Source organism: Bacteroides sp. ET71 (assembly GCF_023336905.1).
Lineage (GTDB): Bacteria > Bacteroidota > Bacteroidia > Bacteroidales > Bacteroidaceae > Bacteroides.
Window position 1 is genome coordinate 25190 of the sequence record NZ_JAMBLS010000027.1, and the last position, 16130, is coordinate 41319.

Genomic DNA, 16130 nt, shown 5'->3' on the forward strand with positions numbered 1-16130 from the left:
TACCTCCCCCGTTTGTCGGGGGAGAACAATGCTCAACATGACAGGCACACATCATATAAATTAATTTTCAACATCTACTTATCTCTTAAAAAAATATGAAACATCGACTTTTGATAATCCCTGTCGTGCTGTTGCTGTGTAGCTGGTGCGGCAGTGCTGTTGCCCAGTCTATGAGCGACCAGCAGGTGCTGGAGTACGTGCAGGAAAGCGTCAAGCAGGGCAAGGAGCAGAAACAGATTGCGGCAGAGTTGGCCCGTCGCGGTGTTACCCGTGAGCAGGCCACACGTGTGAAAGAACAGTATGAGCGTCAGAATGGCGCACAGGCTGCTTCCATGACAGGTACGGAGCAGAACGAGGCCCGTCTCCGTGAGGAGACGCAGGACGAGACGTCGGCCATGCTGGACGAGCAGCCTACCACGGAGGAACTGTTGCAGGAGGACACGGTCTTTGGACGCAACATCTTCAACACGCGCAACCTGACCTTCGAGCCTAACAACAACCTGCCCACTCCTCCCAACTACCGCCTTGGCCCCGGTGACGAGGTGGTGATAGACATCTGGGGGGCTAGCCAGAACACCATCCGGCAGACCATCTCGCCGGACGGCACCATCAACTTGCAGGAGCTTGGCCCTGCCTATCTGAGCGGCATGACGGTGGAAGAAGCCGGCCGCTTCCTGAAAGCCGAATTGGGCAAGATTTACAGCAACGAGAAGAACCAGATCCGGGTGACGCTGGGCAACACCCGCACCATCCAGGTCAACATCATGGGCGAGGTGGTCCAGCCTGGCACGTATGCCCTGTCAGCCTTCTCGACCGTCTTCCACGCCCTGTACCGCGCCGGCGGCGTGAACCCCATCGGCAGCCTCCGCGATGTCCGCCTGGTGCGCAACGGCAAGAAGATAGCTTCGGTGGATGTCTACGAGTTTATCATGGAGGGCCGCATGACGGACGACATCAGCCTTCAGGAAGGCGACGTGGTTATCGTCCCCGCCTATGAGTCGCTGGTGAAGCTGAGCGGCAAGGTGAAGCGCGCGATGAAGTTCGAGATGCGCAAGGACGAAACGCTGGCCACGCTGCTGGAGTATGCCGGCGGCTTCGAGGCGGATGCCTATACGAAGACGCTTCGCATCGTCCGGCAGAACGGCGAGGAATACGAGGTGAAGACAGTCAGCACTTCCGATTATCCGGTGACGGAGCTTCGCGACGGCGACGTGGTGACTGTGGGCGCCATCCTGGACCGCTTCACGAACAAGGTGGAGATCAAGGGTGCCGTCTACCGTCCGGACATCTACGAGCTGGACGGCAAGGTGAACACGGTGCGCGCCCTCATCGACCAGGCGCAGGGCCTGATGGACGACGCCTTCACGAACCGTGCGGTGCTGCAACGCCAGCGTGACGACATGACCTCTGAGGTGCTTGCCGTGGATGTGAAGGCCCTGATGGACGGCCGCATCCCCGATATCCCGCTTCGCAAGAACGACATCCTGTACATCCCGAGCATCCACGACCTGAGCGACCTGGGGAGCGTGAGCATCACGGGCGAGGTGGCCAAGCCTGACACCTATCCTTATGCCGACCACATGACGCTGGAAGACCTGATTATCCAGGCCGGCGGTCTTCGTGAAGCCGCCTCTCTGGTACGTGTGGACGTCTCCCGCCGCATCAAAGACCCGAAGAGCCTGCATACGACGGACAGCATCGGCCAGATGTTCTCGTTCGGTCTGAAAGACGGCTTCGTGATAGACGGTCAGCCCGGTTTCGAGCTCCAGCCTTACGACCAGGTGTTTGTCCGCCGGAGCCCCGGCTACCAGGTCCAGCAGAACGTTTCGATAGGGGGCGAAGTGGTCTTCGGCGGCACATACACGCTGACGAGCCGTGCCGAGCGCCTGAGCGACCTGGTGAAGAAGGCCGGCGGTGTCACTCCCTCGGCCTACGTGCGCGGTGCCAAGCTGACCCGTGTGGCCAATGACGAAGAGAAGCGCCGCATGCAGGACGTTATCAACCTGATGGGCCGTGAGCTGGGTGAAGGAGCGCTCGACTCCCTGGGCATCCGTGTGGAAGATACCTATACGATTGGCATCGACCTGGAAGCCGCCCTTGCCAGTCCCGGCAGTGACGCCGACCTGGTGCTGCGCGAAGGCGATGTGCTCCAGGTACCTGAATATACGAACACGGTGAAAATCAGCGGCGCCGTGATGATGCCCAACACGGTCTCGTACAGCGAGGGTGAAGGGGTGAAGTACTATTTGGGTCAGGCCGGTGGCTACAGCCAGCACGCGAAGAAGAGCAAGAAGTTCATTATCTACATGAACGGTCAGGTGGCGCAAGTGAAGGGTAGTGGCCGCGGCCAGATAGAGCCCGGTTGCGAGATTGTGGTGCCGAACAAGAAGAAGCGGAGCAGTGCCGTCCTCTCCAACGTCCTGGGCTACGCCACATCTTTCGCTTCGTTGGGAACGATGGCTGCCTCCATCGCCAACCTTGTCAAGTAGGCGGGCCGGGCACGGATTGCATGGCATAAAGCAGAAAAGCCGGAGACGCATACGCATCTCCGGCTTTTCTGTTGCCCGTCGGGGGAGTAGTTCTTGTCTGTTTATATGTCTTTTTCTTGTGCTTTGGCTTCTTCCCAAAGCTTGTCCATCTCGGCTAAGGACATGTCGTGCAGGTTTTTGCCTTCTTTGATGGAGTGCGCTTCCACGTAGTTGAAGCGGCGGATGAACTTTTGGTTGGTATGTTCCAGAGCATTGTCCGGATTGATTTTGTAGAGGCGGGCAGCGTTGATGAGGCTGAACAGCACGTCGCCAAACTCGGCTTCGGCCTTCTCCTTGTCCATGTGGGCCACCTCGGTCTGGAACTCTTGTATCTCTTCCTTCACCTTGTCCCATACTTGTTCGCGTTCTTCCCAGTCGAAGCCCACGTTGCGTGCCTTGTCTTGTATGCGGTAGGCTTTGATCAGCGAGGGTAGGGCGGCGGGCACTCCGCTCAGCACGGTCTTGTTTCCGCCTTTTTCTTTCAGTTTCAGTTGTTCCCAGTTCTCAGACACCTGTCCGGCGGTTTCGGCCTTGACGTCGCCAAAGACGTGCGGGTGGCGGAAGATAAGTTTGTCACACAGTCGGTCACAGACATCTTTCATGTCGAAATCGCCCGTTTCGCTACCTATTTTTGCATAAAAGGCTACGTGGAGCAGTACGTCACCCAGTTCTTTGCAGATGTCTGTCTTGTCGTCGCGCATCAGGGCGTCGCACAGTTCATAGGTTTCTTCAATGGTGTTGGGCCGCAGGCTCTCGTTGGTCTGTTTGCGGTCCCAGGGACATTTCTCGCGCAGTTCGTCGAGAATATCGAGGAAGCGTCCAAAGGCTTCCATTTGTTCTTGTCGGGTGTGTAGCATGTCTTTTTATTTAATTCGGTGCAAATGTACGGAAAATACGATTTCATTTCTTATTTTGATGGATAAAGTGTTGGGCAGTTTATCCATCAAAATGATTGATTTGTGTTGTTGCCGGAGAGTCAGTGCAGAGAGCGTCTGACATCACGCGTGAAAGGGTTCTGACATCGCGCGTGTTTTGGTTTGTTAATAGGCGTGATGTCCGGAGGCTTTCACGCGTGATGTCAGAAAGGTAGCTAGCGTGATGCAAATTGGTAACACCCGTGATGCAGGCGGAAAGCTGGCGTGATGCAAATCGGTAACACGCGTGATGCTGGCGGAAAGCTGGCGTGATGCATAAAAAAATCCGGGCTGCGGGGTATCGCATAATCAGCGATTTTCCCATCCCTTGACGCTTTGCCGGATATTCCGTACCTTTGCGGGACTAAACCAATTTATGACTGACTGATTATGAAAGTGCTTTTAGTGAACGGCGGCCCGCACAAGACGGGTTGCACTTATACGGCTTTGGAAGAAGTGGCCTCGACGCTGCGCGAGGCGGGTGTGGAGACGGAAATCGTGTGGTTGGGCGTGAAGCCCCTGGCCGGGTGTATCGGTTGCGGCAGTTGTGCGGAGAAGAAAGCCTGCTTCCGCGATGATGTGGTGAATGAGTTTCTGGACAAGGCGGCCACGGCGGACGGTTTTGTGTTCGGCTCGCCCGTGCACTATGCTTCGGCCAGCGGTGCCATTACCTCTTTCATGGACCGTGCTTTCTATGCGGGCAACCGCCGGGGCGTGTTTGCCGGGAAGCCGGCTGCGGCCATTGCCAGTTGTCGGCGCGGAGGTGCTACGGCCACCTTCGACCAACTGAACAAATACTTCACCATCAGCTCCATGCCCGTGGTATCTTCGCAATACTGGAACATGGTGCACGGCAATACGCCCGACGAGGTACGCCAAGACCTCGAAGGCCTGCAGACCATGCGCACGCTGGGCCGCAACATGGCGTGGCTCCTGCGCTGCATCGAGGCGGGACGGAAGGCAGGCATCGACTTCCCCCGCGGGGTGGAGGAACCGTTGCGCACGAACTTCATCCGCTGAGTATTCTCTGTAAGGTAAGGGCAAAAAAACCGGAAGCTCGCCCGATGGCGGGGTTTCCGGTTCTTTTATGACTGTTGACGGAGTCAGTTGGCGTGGCGGCGCTCTTCCTTCTTGTCTTTGATGTAGAAATAAAGGAAGCCTGTGATGGCTATCAGCATGATGGTGCCGCACATGATGAGAAAGCCAATTTCATTGTTGCTCATATATTTCATTCCTCTTTTTGTTTGTCCCGTATGAGCCATAGGCCCAGACCGACGGTAGCTGTTACGATAATTCCGGCGATGACGTACATCCATATTTCACCCATACCGCTGAAGGCTGTCGAAATAATAACAGCCGTCAGCACGTATTTGGCGATGTCCATCAGCCATTTCCCAAATTCTTTTCTCATTACGCAAAGATACGGTTATTTGCCGGATAATCCATGCGGAGCGGTTCAGAATTCCACCGTCGGTGCCGTCTCCGCTCCGGCTTGTGCCTCGAAGTAGGCGCGCTTCTCGAAGCCGAACAATCCGGCGAGGATATTGCGGGGGAAGCGGCGGATGGCGGTGTTGTATTTGTTTGCTTCGTCATTGAAGTTCTTGCGTGCCACGTTGATGCGGTTCTCCGTGCCTTCCAGTTGGGCCTGCAGTTCCAGGAAGTTTTGGTTGGCCTTCAGGTCGGGATAGTTCTCGGTGATGGCCAGCAGTTTGCCCAGAGCCGAGGCCAGTTGTCCTTGTGCGGCTTGATATTCAGCCAGCTTCTCGGGCGTCAGGTCGGCGGGGTCTACTTTGATTTGCGTGGCCTTGCTGCGGGCTTCGATGACGCCTTCCAGTGTCTCCTGTTCGTGGGCGGCATAGCCCTTGACGGTGTTCACCAGGTTGGGGATGAGGTCGGCGCGACGCTGGTACTGTGTCTCCACGTTGGCCCACTGGTTGCTTACTTTCTCGTCCATTGATACCAGTCCGTTGTAACCCGTTACGGCCCAGATGGCCAGTACGGCAATGACGACGATGATGATAATGGTAGATGTCTTCTTCATACTTTATTATTTATTGGGATTATTGTTTAATAATTGCTGTAACACTTCGGGGTTTCGTCGGGTGTCCCATATCAGTTCAATGAAAATACGCTCTTTCCTTATTGAATAGAAAATCTTACAGTGTCTTTTGATAAGGTATCGGTATGGTGTTCCTTCTTCCCGGCTTCCAATCGTAGGAAATATAAGCAGGTATCTGGTTTCTTGGTAAATCTCAGTCCTTATTTTTTCCGCTACTTCCTTTCCTGCGGTAGCTTTGTAAAATTTGTAAATTTCCCGCAAGCTGTCTCTTGCCTGTTGCAACCAATATATTACCATGATTTCATATCTTCTAAGAGTTCTTCGTCCGTGAGATATTGACCGGTTTTGATTTGCTCTTCAGCTATATCCATCAGCTGTTGAAATAATGGTTCTGGTATAGCATGGTATGCTTCAGACTCTTCTTCCTTGCGGATGATGCTGCAAGCCTCAGCCAATTTTTGCAAGGATTCTTCCGTATTGAAGTGATTGATGATTTCCCGTACAAGAATCATCTTGTGGCTGTCCAATTCTGCTGTTGTCATATCGCTATTGTTTTTATTCTCCTGTTGCAAATGTAGTCATTATGGCTGAAAAGAGAAAGATTCCCGTTCCTTAATTCTTCATTTAGAACCTGGAGCCTGCTCCTCCGCCTCCTCCGCTTCCGCCGCCAAAGCTGCCTCCGAATCCTCCGCCACCTCCGAATCCTCCGCCAAATCCTCCGCCGAAGATGACCGGGCCTCCCCAGCCTCCGCCTCGCCCGCGGTTGTTGTCCTGTCCGTGGCGCTCGCGGCGCTTGACGACGTGGCCGCAGTTGCGGCAGATATACGTCACTTCTTCCGTCTTCACGCCGTTGTGGAAGGAGACCACCTGGCTGCTGGCACGCTTCAGCGTATGTTTCTTGCACCGGGGGCAACGTGTCTTGCGTCGGGCTGCTGCAATGCTGATAGCTATGGCAAAGAGGATGAAGGCAAAGATGATGGCAACGGCGGTTCCCAAGTCTCCGTCTTCGGACGTACTGCTGTCGTTTTCCATCGAACCATCCAGACGGGCACACGTGGCGCGGATACCCGCTACCATGCCTTCGCTCCAGCGTTCGTCTTTCAGGTAGGGAATCATGTCTTTCGTCTGGATGCGCTTGCAGATGGCATCGGGCAGCACGCCTTCCAGGCCGTAACCTGTGTAGAACTGTATGCAGCGCTGGTCAGTGACGAGCAGGATGACCAGCCCGTTGTCCTTTCCCTTCTTGCCTACGCCCCACGAATTGAGCAGTTCGTGGCAGAAGTCGAAGCATTCCATGTCACCGATGCAGGGCACTACAACCACTACGGTCTCGATGCCCGTCTGCTGCTCCAGGCGGTAGAGCATGCGGTCGATGCTGTCCGTGGCGGCGGGGCTGATGATGCCTGCGGGGTCGCACAGATAGCGGTATTTGTTCTGGATATGCACCTTGGGCAAGTTGTCGGGCGTATAGATGGTTTGCTGTGCCCGCACACAGAGAGGCAGGCACAGCCATAGGATGAGCAGGGGTATAATTCGTTTCATGCAGTCTCTTCTTGATGTTTCGGCGGCTAAGATACGGCTTTTGCGGGAGTTATCGGATATATCTTTCCACAAAATTCCTTACCCGCCGCGTATATTCCTCTTTATTCTCCTTATAGGACACGGCGTGTTCGGCTCCGGGCACCAGCCACAGTTCTTTTGGGCCGGGCTTGGCCTCGTAGAGCGGATGTACCATCCACGTGGGTACAAAGGTGTCGGCATCGCCGTGGATGAAGAGCATGGGCAGGGTGCATTGCTTGACTTGCTCCAAGGCGGATGCCTCACGGAAATTCCAACCGTATCGCCATTGGCAGAACAGGGAGGCGATGTCGAGCAAAGGGAAGGCGGGCAGGCCGAACCGGTTCTTCAGTTCCCCCTTGAACTCGTCCCACACGGAGGTATAGCCACAGTCTTCCACGAAGCATTGAGGGGGCTGGACGTTCATCCGCTCCACGTCTCCGCTGAACATCATCGTAGTGGCCGCCCCCATCGAGATGCCGTGTACCACAGTTCGTATGCTGTCGCCAAAGAGTTGACGCGCCTCGTTGGCCCAGCGTTGTATGTCCAGCCGGTCGAGCCATCCCATCTGGACGGCATCTCCCTCGCTCAGGCCGTGGGCATGGAGGTCGGGCAGGAGAATATTGTAACCCAGTTGGCGGCTGTACAAATAGCCGATGGGCATCATGCGGATGGCATTGTCGGTATAGCCGTGGATGATGAGGGCGGTGCGCCGCGTGGGGCGTGCGGCAGGAACGTAGAATGCGTGGAGGCGTTCGCCCCGTTCATTTTCTATATAGGTTTCTTTCAGGGCATCGACCGTGCGCAGGCTGTCCAGCCACGGACCGAGTTCGGGATAGTCGTGACGCATCTGCTCCCACGAACCGTTGATGTTACGGCTGCGGGTGGTCAGTTCGCCGGGCTTCAGGGCGTAGTCCACCATGAAGTAGCCTGCGGCAAACAGCACAACAATGAGTATCAGCACCCCGGCGAGGATGCCGACAAGGAGTCTTTTGTGCTTCATACCTGTCTCTGTGGTTAGCGGTGCCAAATCTCCCAGGCAGCAAAGGCTTGCAAGAGTAACATCTCCAGTCCGTTCTTCACCGTGGCGCCCTGGGCGCGGCCTTTCTTCATGAAGAGGGTTTCGTCGGGATTGTATAGCAGGTCGTAGAGTAGGTGCTGGGGCGTCAGCAGTTCGTAGGGGATGTCCGGGCAGAAGTCTACTTTGGGGTACATGCCCACGGGCGTGCAGTTGACGATGATGGTGTGCTCGGCCATCACTTCAGGCGTCAGGTCGGCGTAGGTCAATGTTTCGCTGTCCCGCTTGCTGCGCGAGACATAGGTGCTCTCTATGCCCAGGTTGGCCAGGCCGTGGTAGACGGCTTTCGAGGCGCCGCCCGTGCCCAGCAGCAATGCCTTCTTATGATGGGGTTGCAGCAAGGGTTCGATGGACTGCGTGAAGCCGATGATGTCCGAGTTGTAGCCCACGAGTTTCACCTTGGCTTTGCCTTGGCGGATGATTTTGATGACGTTCACGGCACCTATCTTGGCCGTGTCCGGGTCGAGTTCGTCCAGGTAGGGGATGACCTGTTCCTTGTAGGGGATGGTGACGTTGAGGCCGCAGAGATTGATGTTTTCCGTCACTACCTCGGGGAAGTCCTCGATGCGGGGGATTTCGAAGTTGACATACTCTGCGTCGATGTTTTCCGACTGGAACTTCTCGTTGAAGTAGGTCACTGAGAAGGAGTGGCCCAGCGGATAGCCGATTAAACCGTATTTGTCCATAGTGTGTATGATGAAAGTTAAAGGTGTGATTCTTAGGGTTATTTCGTCGCCATATACAGCGTGCAGACCCCGAACGTCAGCCGCCGGAACCGTACGTCCGAAAAGCCCGCGCGGCGGATGCTCTCGCTCATCACCTCGCCTTGCGGGAAGGCGCGGATGCTCTGCGGCAGGTAGGTGTAGGCGCTGCGGTCGTGCGACACGAGGCGGCCCATCAGCGGGATGAGCCGTGAGTAAATCCGATAGAGTTGCTTCATGGGGAAGCGGTCGGGCGTGGAGAGTTCGAGGATGACGAGGTGACCGCCGGGACGAAGCACGCGGCACATCTCGCGCAGGCCGCGGTCCAGGTGCTCGAAGTTGCGGATGCCGAAGGCCACGGTGACGGCATCGAACGAGGCGTCGGCAAACGTCAGCGCCTCACAGTCTTCGCGGCGGAAGCTGATGCGCTCGTCCAGTCCCGCCTCCCGTGCCTTGCGGCGTGCCACCTGCATCATGCCCTCCGAGATGTCCGTGCCCACCAGCGACTGCGGCCGAAGCATCCGGCAGGCCAGCAGGGCGAAGTCCCCCGTGCCTGTAGCTACGTCCATCATCTGTTGCGGCCGGTGGGGGCGCAACCACTTCAGCGCCGTGCGCCGCCATGAGCGGTCGATGCCCAGCGACATGAGGTGGTTCAGGCGGTCGTAGGCGGGGGCGATGTGGTCGAACATACGCTCCACCTGCTCCACCTTCTTGCCCTCCTGTCCGTAGGGCTTGACTTTCTCTTGAGGATAGTCCATTGCAATAATGATATTTGTTTACAAACTCATGAATCCCGGTATTCGAGGTACAGGCCTCCGACCTCTCCGCATACCCCCCTCCAGAAGTACTTCTGAGCGGGGTTCAAACCCCACGCGTGGGGTATCAGCAAGGGGCACTCGTGGGGCACCATCACACCCCACGCGTGGGGTATAAAGTGGCCCCACGAGTGGGTGTCGGTCACAGCCCGTCCGTGGGATTCGGCCGGGGCTTACTGATGGAGATAATTCGTTACATTCCGTTCGATGCGCGCGGCGATGTCCTCCGTGTCCTGCGGCACGAACTTCTCGCCGGTGATGTGCTCGTACAGCTCCACGTAGCGGTCGCTGATGCCGCGGACGATGTCGTCCGTCATCTCGGGCACCTGCTGTCCCTCCTTGCCTTGGAAGCCGTTCTCCATCAGCCATTCGCGCACGAATTCCTTCGAGAGCTGGCGTTGCGGCTCGCCCTTGGCGAAACGCTCCTCGTAGCCCTCGCTGTAGAAGTAGCGGCTGGAATCGGGCGTGTGTATCTCATCCATCAGGTAGATTTGTCCGTCGTGCTTGCCGAACTCATACTTTGTATCCACCAGGATAAGTCCTCGCTCGGCGGCAATCTTCGTACCGCGCTCGAAGAGGCGCAGGGTGTAGTCCTCCAGCACGGCGTATTCCTCGGGCGTGCAGAGGCCGCGCGCCAGGATTTCCTCTTTGGAGATGTCGGCATCGTGTTCGCCGATTTCGGCCTTCGTCGTCGGGGTGATGATGGGTACGGGGAATTTCTGGTTCTCCTTCATGCCCTCCGGCAGACGCACGCCGCAGATTTCGCGCACGCCACTCTTATAGGCACGCCAGGCCGAGCCGCAGAGGTAGCCGCGCACAATCATTTCCAGGGGGAATCCCTCACAGAACACGCCTACGGTCACCATCGGGTCGGGCGTAGCCAGCTTCCAGTTGGGGCAGATGTCCGTCGTGGCGTCGAGGAACTTTGCGGCAATCTGATTCAGTATCTGTCCCTTGAAGGGGATGCCTTTGGGCAGGATGACGTCAAAGGCCGAGATGCGGTCCGTAGCCACCATGACGAGTTTCTCACCGTTGATGTTGTACACGTCGCGTACTTTCCCGTGGTAGACAGATTGCTGTCCGGGGAAGTTGTAGTCTGTTTTAGTTAATGCTTTCATATCTTGTTGTTTTAGCTATGGTTTCTTCTTTCTTGCGCTCCCGTTCCGCCTTCTGCTCCTTCTCGTACTTGTCGTAGGCCTCAACGATGCGGGTGACTAATTTATGTCGCACGATATCCTTCTGGTTCAGTTCGATGAAGGAGATGCCTTTGACTCCCTTCAATATCTTCATGGCCTGTACCAACCCCGACACCTGCGACGACGGCAAGTCAATCTGTGTCATGTCGCCCGTCACAATCATCTTGGTGTTCATGCCCATGCGGGTGAGGAACATCTTGATTTGGGCAGAGGTCGTGTTCTGCGCTTCGTCCAGAATGACCACGGCGTCATTCAGCGTCCGTCCGCGCATGAAGGCCAGCGGAGCAATCTGTATGACGTTCTGGTCCATGTATTCTTGTAGCTTGGCGGCGGGAATCATGTCCTGCAAGGCGTCGTAAAGAGGTTGCAGGTAGGGGTCAATCTTCTCCTTCATGTCGCCCGGCAGGAAGCCCAGTTTCTCGCCTGCCTCCACGGCGGGGCGGCTCAGGATAATCTTCTTGATCTCCTTGTTCTTCAATGCCCGTACGGCCAGGGCGATGGCGGTGTATGTTTTTCCCGAACCCGCCGGGCCGATGGCAAAAACCATGTCGTGCTCGCGGAAGGCGTCCACCAGGCGTTGCTGGTTCTCGCTGCGGGGGATGATAGGCTTTCCCGTGACGCTGAACACGATGACATTGCCGCTCTTTTCGGCCTGTGGGGCGTTGCCTTTGATGATGTCGATGATGACTTCTTCCTTCAGTTGGTTATATTCAGCGCAATATTTCTCCAGTTTGATGATATTCTCCTCGAAGGCGCACATTTCTTCCTCATCGCCCAGCACCTTGATGACGTTGCCCCGTGCCACGATGCGCAGTTTGGGGTAGAGTGCCTTGATGAGTTGCATGTTGGCGTTATTTACGCCGTAGAAAATGACGGGGTCTATGTCTTCGAGTACAATCAGTTTTTCTATCATTCAGTTCGTTTTCTGTGCTATTTTCCGCAAAGGTAGTGAAAGGTTTGCATACTTCGTGCGGAGGCCTCCCGTTTTTTTATGCGGAGGTTTGGAGAAAAGGATTGCATCTCCTATCTTTGCAAACACTAAGCATTGGAATACAAACAATCTCTAAGCATCTTGCCCTATGACTACCATGACGTTGGAATCCCTGCAAAATGAAGTAATCCGCGACGTGCTCAATGTCAACGACGTCCATATCCTGAAAAAACTGAAGAACTTCTTGCGCCGCGAAGAACGCAAGACGCAGGAGTATGCCACATCCCAGCCAGCCCCTGCCGTGGCCTCCGAAGAAGCGGAACCCTACATGACCAAAGAAGAAATCCTGGCCAACTTCGACCAGGCTTGTAAAGAGTTAAAGCTGAACTTGGAAGGAAAACTGGAGTTTAAGACCTTAGAAGAAGCGCTCAATGAATTGTAAAATTACTGTTACCCCAGATTTCCTTCGGGAACTGAAAAGACTATCTAAGCGTTACAGGTCATTGAAGACAGATTTAACCAAACTGGGAGAAGAACTACGCTTAAATCCTTTTCTGGGCACAGAGTTAGGCCATCGTCTGCGCAAGGTCCGTTTGGCAATCACCTCTAAAGGGAAGGGGAAAAGCGGCGGGGCCCGGGTAATTACCTATACCGTTATTCTTGCCCAAGCAAATACTGAAGTCAAGCTGATTACTATCTATGACAAGTCGGAGCGTGACAACATCAGCGATGCCGAATTGCTGGACATCTTGCGCCGGAACGGTATAGAAGTATAGTTATCCAAATAGCAGCACCTTCCCCCCGTCCGATTCCGCATACTTCCTTAGCAACTCCTGCGTCATCCCGGCCGCCTCGTTCAACCGCTGCTCATCCCCGTCATATCCGTTGATGATAGCCAGTATGCGCCGTGTGCCGACGTCCATTTTGGTACGCTCGTTATCGCTGGTGGGCGTGCCTATGCCCCCCACTGCGTCGCGAAACACTGGCAATCCCTCGATGTTGAGCGTCCCCCGCCCGATGCCTTCGAACGGTTCGCCCGCCCGGCCTACTCCCAGACAGAGGTCCGTGCCCTGAATCTTGTCCGCATCGAAGCCGCCGATGCTGTAACCAGTGCGCAGCGAGACAAGGTTTATCAAGTCCACCAGCGTATCAATTCTGTACAGTTCCAGTCCGCGCAACAGCCGACGCCGCAGGGCTTCAGCCGAGGGACGATAGCGGCTTGGGTCTTTTCCCAGGCGACGATAGGCTTCGCGCGTGGCGGCTATGGCAGGATGCTGTTTAATGCTGTCGGCTGTTTCCGAGACGCGCAAGGTTTGAGTAAAAGCGTCTATCTCCTGCCAAAGTCCTTCGGAATAAGGTGTGTTGGTAACTTCTGCATATACGGCTGCGCCACGATATTCGGGACAGCATGAGTGGAGGTCGGTTGAAAGGGTGAGGTGAAACTTCATAGTTTATAAGTGCTTTTAGTTTTTGTAGCGGCAAAAATACGGCTTTCTTCGGTAACTTTTTTGTATGGCTTTCGTTTTCTTTTCTGTTTTTCTTCTTTTGAGAAAGAGGAGGGGAAGGTTGGTGTAGTGAAAAATGTTGAGGGCATGTTCTTGTTATGTTTGTATCTTGTCCGTACCTCGTCCGTACCTGGTCCGTATCTATGTGTTTGGACGAGGTAGGGAGCAGGTAGGGAGTTGGTACGAAGCTGTTCGTTTCCGTTTCTGTCTTCTGGGTATTCTGGAAGATTATGTTGGTAAATCAGTATGCTTAGGGTGCTTGTGGGTATGACTTATTTTATTGTTCGTGAACCAAAATGAACCATTTTTGAATGTCCTGTTCTTATGTTTTTGTTTTACTTTTGCCTCCGAAAACTAAGAATTATAATTGTAATAAAACCACGTAAATGTGCTGAGAAGAAGTTTAAAAAAATGAGGAAATTGTTGTTACTTTTATTGTTTGTTTCAATGCTACTGATATCTTGTGGGAGTAGAGAACAAGAACCTTCATTTTCTAGGGAAAATGCAATGCAGAAATTTTTGAATATGTCTCCAGAACGAGGAGCCTATTTCTATGCTCAAAATAGAAAGACATATAGTTTCTTAGATTCTTTTTATAGGGATTCTATATTCCCGGCGATTGCAGCTTGTAACTATAAAGAGTTGAAAAATATTAATGCTTCACTCAGATCAACCCCTTTAGAAGGTGTTATGGAAGCTTATTTTCAAGGCGTTCGGAATGAATATTTGCAAGATATTCAAGCCGAAATTGTGAATTATACAGTTTTGCAAAAGCGATTATTTGAGGATGAGATATTTCCTTTGATAGAGTTTGAGTTAGATTCCATGCTTACGGCAGATATAGAAAACTTGATAGATGAATATGCAGGAGGTTTTTTGAATTATAGGAAGTTAGAATTTTTTGTAGGAAAAGATCGTAGTAAATTTGAGAAGTTGTGGAAAGAAAATATTCGTCCGCAATCTTACAATGAGCATTTAAATAAGTATGTTCAGGCTTATTTAGATAGCATTTGTACTTTTCAAAAAGAGTATTTCCATACCGTTACAGGACGAAATGTGGAGAAAGAATTAAATATGGATGTTTCTCAAATCTCCATAAATATATCAACTAATATTTTGAATCAGGTCGATTCTTTTACCTCTGGAGAGAAGATAGCTATGACTACGGAGCTAATAAAAGATTATGCGGCTCCTATTGCTGTAGGTATAGTTACAGGTGGTGTGGGGGCGATTCTTTATGAAATAGGGAATACCACTTATGATGTATATACTATATATAAAGATATAGAAAACCAAGTTGTGGAGCCAGAAGAACTGTTGCTTTCTGTTTGCGTGGAAGAAATGAGTCATAATATAGGTACGGCGTATCTACAAAAAATGAAACAAGATGTTCTGAGCAGAATTGATAGTAGTAATAAAGTCTTATTTAATTTAATAGCATTAGCCTTATGAAGAAGAGTATTCGAGGAATGGTAGTAATCGTAGTATGGTTTTCTTTTGTTTGTTTGCCTGTGTATTCTCAGGTTGGTTCAATAGTAAAGACAGTAGGCAAGAATGTGGCAGAAGAAAGTATGGAAAAAGCTTTCAAAAGAGAAATGAAAAATTATGGTCGCCATTCTGTGGAACAATCTGTTGTGAATCATGCTTTTAAAAAAGAAGTTCGAGAGAAAATGATGGAACATTTTGGGAAAGAAGGCATTGAATCTTTTTTTGAATATGGCAATAAGAAAGTTATGCCTAAAGTATCTCGAACTAGGTTCAGTTTGGCAAAAAAGCGGATGGATAAGTCTGAATATAAGAAGGCTTTAAGAGGAAATAATGCAGAGAAAAAGTCGTTGGAGACGGTTTCAAAAACCAATATAGGTTTATATCGTAATGTGAAAATAATAGCTCGTAAAGAAGGAGATGAAGCTTTGAATTATTTGATGCAAAAGCATCCAGATGTTTATAATTTGATAAAGAAGGAAATGATGGAGAATGGAGGACCTTTGCAAGATCCTTATTGGAATAAATTCGTTTGTGAAATTGGGGATAAAGGAGAGCTTATAATAAGAAATACACGTCCGGAAGCTTCTAATACAGCTATACTTATTAAGGGTAATACGATAAAGGCATATTCAGGTTGTGCGCAAGATGCTGTACAGCAATCCCCCAATATATTTTTAGATTATCTATTGCCTAATAAAACTTATGTAATAGATGATGGAAAATATGTCTTTGAAGTGGATGGATTAAAAAGAACGACATTTGGTAAAGCTGTATATACAAAGGATATGGCGATGAAGACAAATTTGGATAGTGGAAGGCGAAATTATGTTCAACAGTTTAAGCAAGGACGTGGAACAGATGTAGATGATGCAGGACATATTTTTCAGCGGAATAAAGGAGGAATTAATGAGCTAATAAATTTAGTTCCAATGGATAATGCTTGGCAACGTAGTGGTGGTGCTTGGAGAACTTTGGAAAAGCAAGAAGAGGATATAATAGAAACTGCTTTAGCTGCGAATAAAGTAGTAACATCAACAAGACGTTTGCTTTATGAAGGTAATTCTTTAAGACCATCAAAGATTTTGGTAGAGACATTTGTTGATGGAAAGAAAGTCTTGTCAAAGATTTTGGATTGCCCTTAAATTGTAAATGAGGGTGGCTTGTTTTTTTATAAGAGTTTGCAATATGTATTATAGAAAAAATATGGAAAATACGATTAGGAATGGCACTATAAAATATTTTGTGTAAATGGAAATACGGGATTCAAGTTAGAGTCTCGTATTTTTATTTTATACATTTGCAAAATGAAGAAGCTCATGAAAGAAAAGAATCAAGTAGTGCCCGATGAGGTGTTAAGT

Annotated in this window: 18 protein-coding genes; 6 read left to right on the forward strand and 12 right to left on the reverse strand. The window is 51.8% G+C overall.

The features are described 5' to 3' along the window. Window positions 1-95: 95 nt before the first annotated feature. Complete coding sequence (locus M3090_RS12375; protein WP_249056704.1) at window positions 96-2489, forward strand: SLBB domain-containing protein; 2394 nt, start codon at window positions 96-98, stop codon at window positions 2487-2489. Window positions 2490-2590: 101 nt separating this feature from the next. Here M3090_RS12375 and mazG read toward each other — a convergent pair whose 3' ends face one another. Further along, the gene (mazG, locus tag M3090_RS12380) at window positions 2591-3385 is read right to left on the reverse strand and encodes a nucleoside triphosphate pyrophosphohydrolase (RefSeq protein WP_249056705.1); all 795 of its coding nucleotides are present in this window, start codon (window positions 3383-3385) and stop codon (window positions 2591-2593) included. Between the two features lie 447 nt (window positions 3386-3832). Between mazG and M3090_RS12385 the strand changes: the two genes are divergently transcribed. Beyond that, window positions 3833-4462 carry a flavodoxin family protein gene (locus tag M3090_RS12385; protein ID WP_249056706.1) on the forward strand — a complete coding sequence of 210 codons (630 nt, stop codon included), beginning with the start codon at window positions 3833-3835 and terminating at the stop codon, window positions 4460-4462. Window positions 4463-4670: 208 nt separating this feature from the next. On the opposite strand, the gene M3090_RS12390 is transcribed toward M3090_RS12385, so the two are convergent. The 10 genes from M3090_RS12390 to M3090_RS12430 all read right to left on the reverse strand — a co-directional run bounded on the left by M3090_RS12390 (window position 4671) and on the right by M3090_RS12430 (window position 11761). Continuing rightward, window positions 4671-4853 carry a DUF6722 family protein gene (locus M3090_RS12390; protein ID WP_249056707.1) on the reverse strand — a complete coding sequence of 61 codons (183 nt, stop codon included), beginning with the start codon at window positions 4851-4853 and terminating at the stop codon, window positions 4671-4673. A gap of 45 nt (window positions 4854-4898) precedes the next feature. Further along, window positions 4899-5483, reverse strand: coding sequence for a LemA family protein (locus M3090_RS12395; protein ID WP_249056708.1), 585 nt, complete (start codon window positions 5481-5483; stop codon window positions 4899-4901). Window positions 5484-5489: 6 nt separating this feature from the next. Then, on the reverse strand, window positions 5490-5798 hold the full coding sequence (locus tag M3090_RS15995) for a type II toxin-antitoxin system RelE/ParE family toxin (RefSeq protein ID WP_410553250.1): 309 nt from the start codon (window positions 5796-5798) through the stop codon (window positions 5490-5492). Next, window positions 5792-6043 carry a hypothetical protein gene (locus M3090_RS12400; RefSeq protein ID WP_249056709.1) on the reverse strand — a complete coding sequence of 84 codons (252 nt, stop codon included), beginning with the start codon at window positions 6041-6043 and terminating at the stop codon, window positions 5792-5794. Before M3090_RS12400 ends, M3090_RS15995 begins: the two co-directional genes overlap by 7 nt. An 82-nt stretch (window positions 6044-6125) precedes the next feature. After that, window positions 6126-7043, reverse strand: a complete 918-nt coding sequence (locus M3090_RS12405; protein WP_249056710.1) for a TPM domain-containing protein — start codon at window positions 7041-7043, stop codon at window positions 6126-6128. Between the two features lie 49 nt (window positions 7044-7092). Then, window positions 7093-8061: an alpha/beta hydrolase gene (locus tag M3090_RS12410; RefSeq protein ID WP_249056711.1), complete on the reverse strand. Its 969-nt coding sequence runs from the start codon at window positions 8059-8061 to the stop codon at window positions 7093-7095. A 14-nt stretch (window positions 8062-8075) separates the two neighbouring features. Next, window positions 8076-8822: a shikimate dehydrogenase family protein gene (locus M3090_RS12415; protein ID WP_249056712.1), complete on the reverse strand. Its 747-nt coding sequence runs from the start codon at window positions 8820-8822 to the stop codon at window positions 8076-8078. A 38-nt stretch (window positions 8823-8860) separates the two neighbouring features. Beyond that, on the reverse strand, window positions 8861-9595 hold the full coding sequence (gene ubiE / locus M3090_RS12420; RefSeq protein WP_249056713.1) for a bifunctional demethylmenaquinone methyltransferase/2-methoxy-6-polyprenyl-1,4-benzoquinol methylase UbiE: 735 nt from the start codon (window positions 9593-9595) through the stop codon (window positions 8861-8863). A gap of 230 nt (window positions 9596-9825) precedes the next feature. Continuing rightward, window positions 9826-10770: a phosphoribosylaminoimidazolesuccinocarboxamide synthase gene (locus M3090_RS12425; protein WP_249056715.1), complete on the reverse strand. Its 945-nt coding sequence runs from the start codon at window positions 10768-10770 to the stop codon at window positions 9826-9828. Then, window positions 10754-11761: a PhoH family protein gene (locus M3090_RS12430; protein ID WP_249056716.1), complete on the reverse strand. Its 1008-nt coding sequence runs from the start codon at window positions 11759-11761 to the stop codon at window positions 10754-10756. Before M3090_RS12430 ends, M3090_RS12425 begins: the two co-directional genes overlap by 17 nt. 166 nt (window positions 11762-11927) lie before the next feature. On the opposite strand from M3090_RS12430, the gene M3090_RS12435 reads away from it, so the two are divergent. Beyond that, the gene (locus tag M3090_RS12435; protein WP_249056717.1) at window positions 11928-12221 is read left to right on the forward strand and encodes a hypothetical protein; all 294 of its coding nucleotides are present in this window, start codon (window positions 11928-11930) and stop codon (window positions 12219-12221) included. Next, the gene (locus tag M3090_RS12440; protein ID WP_249056719.1) at window positions 12211-12555 is read left to right on the forward strand and encodes a type II toxin-antitoxin system RelE/ParE family toxin; all 345 of its coding nucleotides are present in this window, start codon (window positions 12211-12213) and stop codon (window positions 12553-12555) included. Before M3090_RS12435 ends, M3090_RS12440 begins: the two co-directional genes overlap by 11 nt. Here M3090_RS12440 and M3090_RS12445 read toward each other — a convergent pair whose 3' ends face one another. Then, window positions 12556-13227 carry a B3/4 domain-containing protein gene (locus M3090_RS12445; protein ID WP_249056721.1) on the reverse strand — a complete coding sequence of 224 codons (672 nt, stop codon included), beginning with the start codon at window positions 13225-13227 and terminating at the stop codon, window positions 12556-12558. A gap of 468 nt (window positions 13228-13695) precedes the next feature. Between M3090_RS12445 and M3090_RS12450 the strand changes: the two genes are divergently transcribed. Beyond that, a complete protein-coding gene (locus M3090_RS12450) occupies window positions 13696-14736 on the forward strand; it encodes a hypothetical protein (protein ID WP_249056724.1) in 1041 nt (346 codons plus the stop codon). Continuing rightward, window positions 14733-15914: a DNA/RNA non-specific endonuclease gene (locus tag M3090_RS12455; RefSeq protein ID WP_249056726.1), complete on the forward strand. Its 1182-nt coding sequence runs from the start codon at window positions 14733-14735 to the stop codon at window positions 15912-15914. The genes M3090_RS12450 and M3090_RS12455 overlap by 4 nt, the downstream gene beginning before the upstream one ends. Window positions 15915-16130 lie beyond the last annotated feature (216 nt).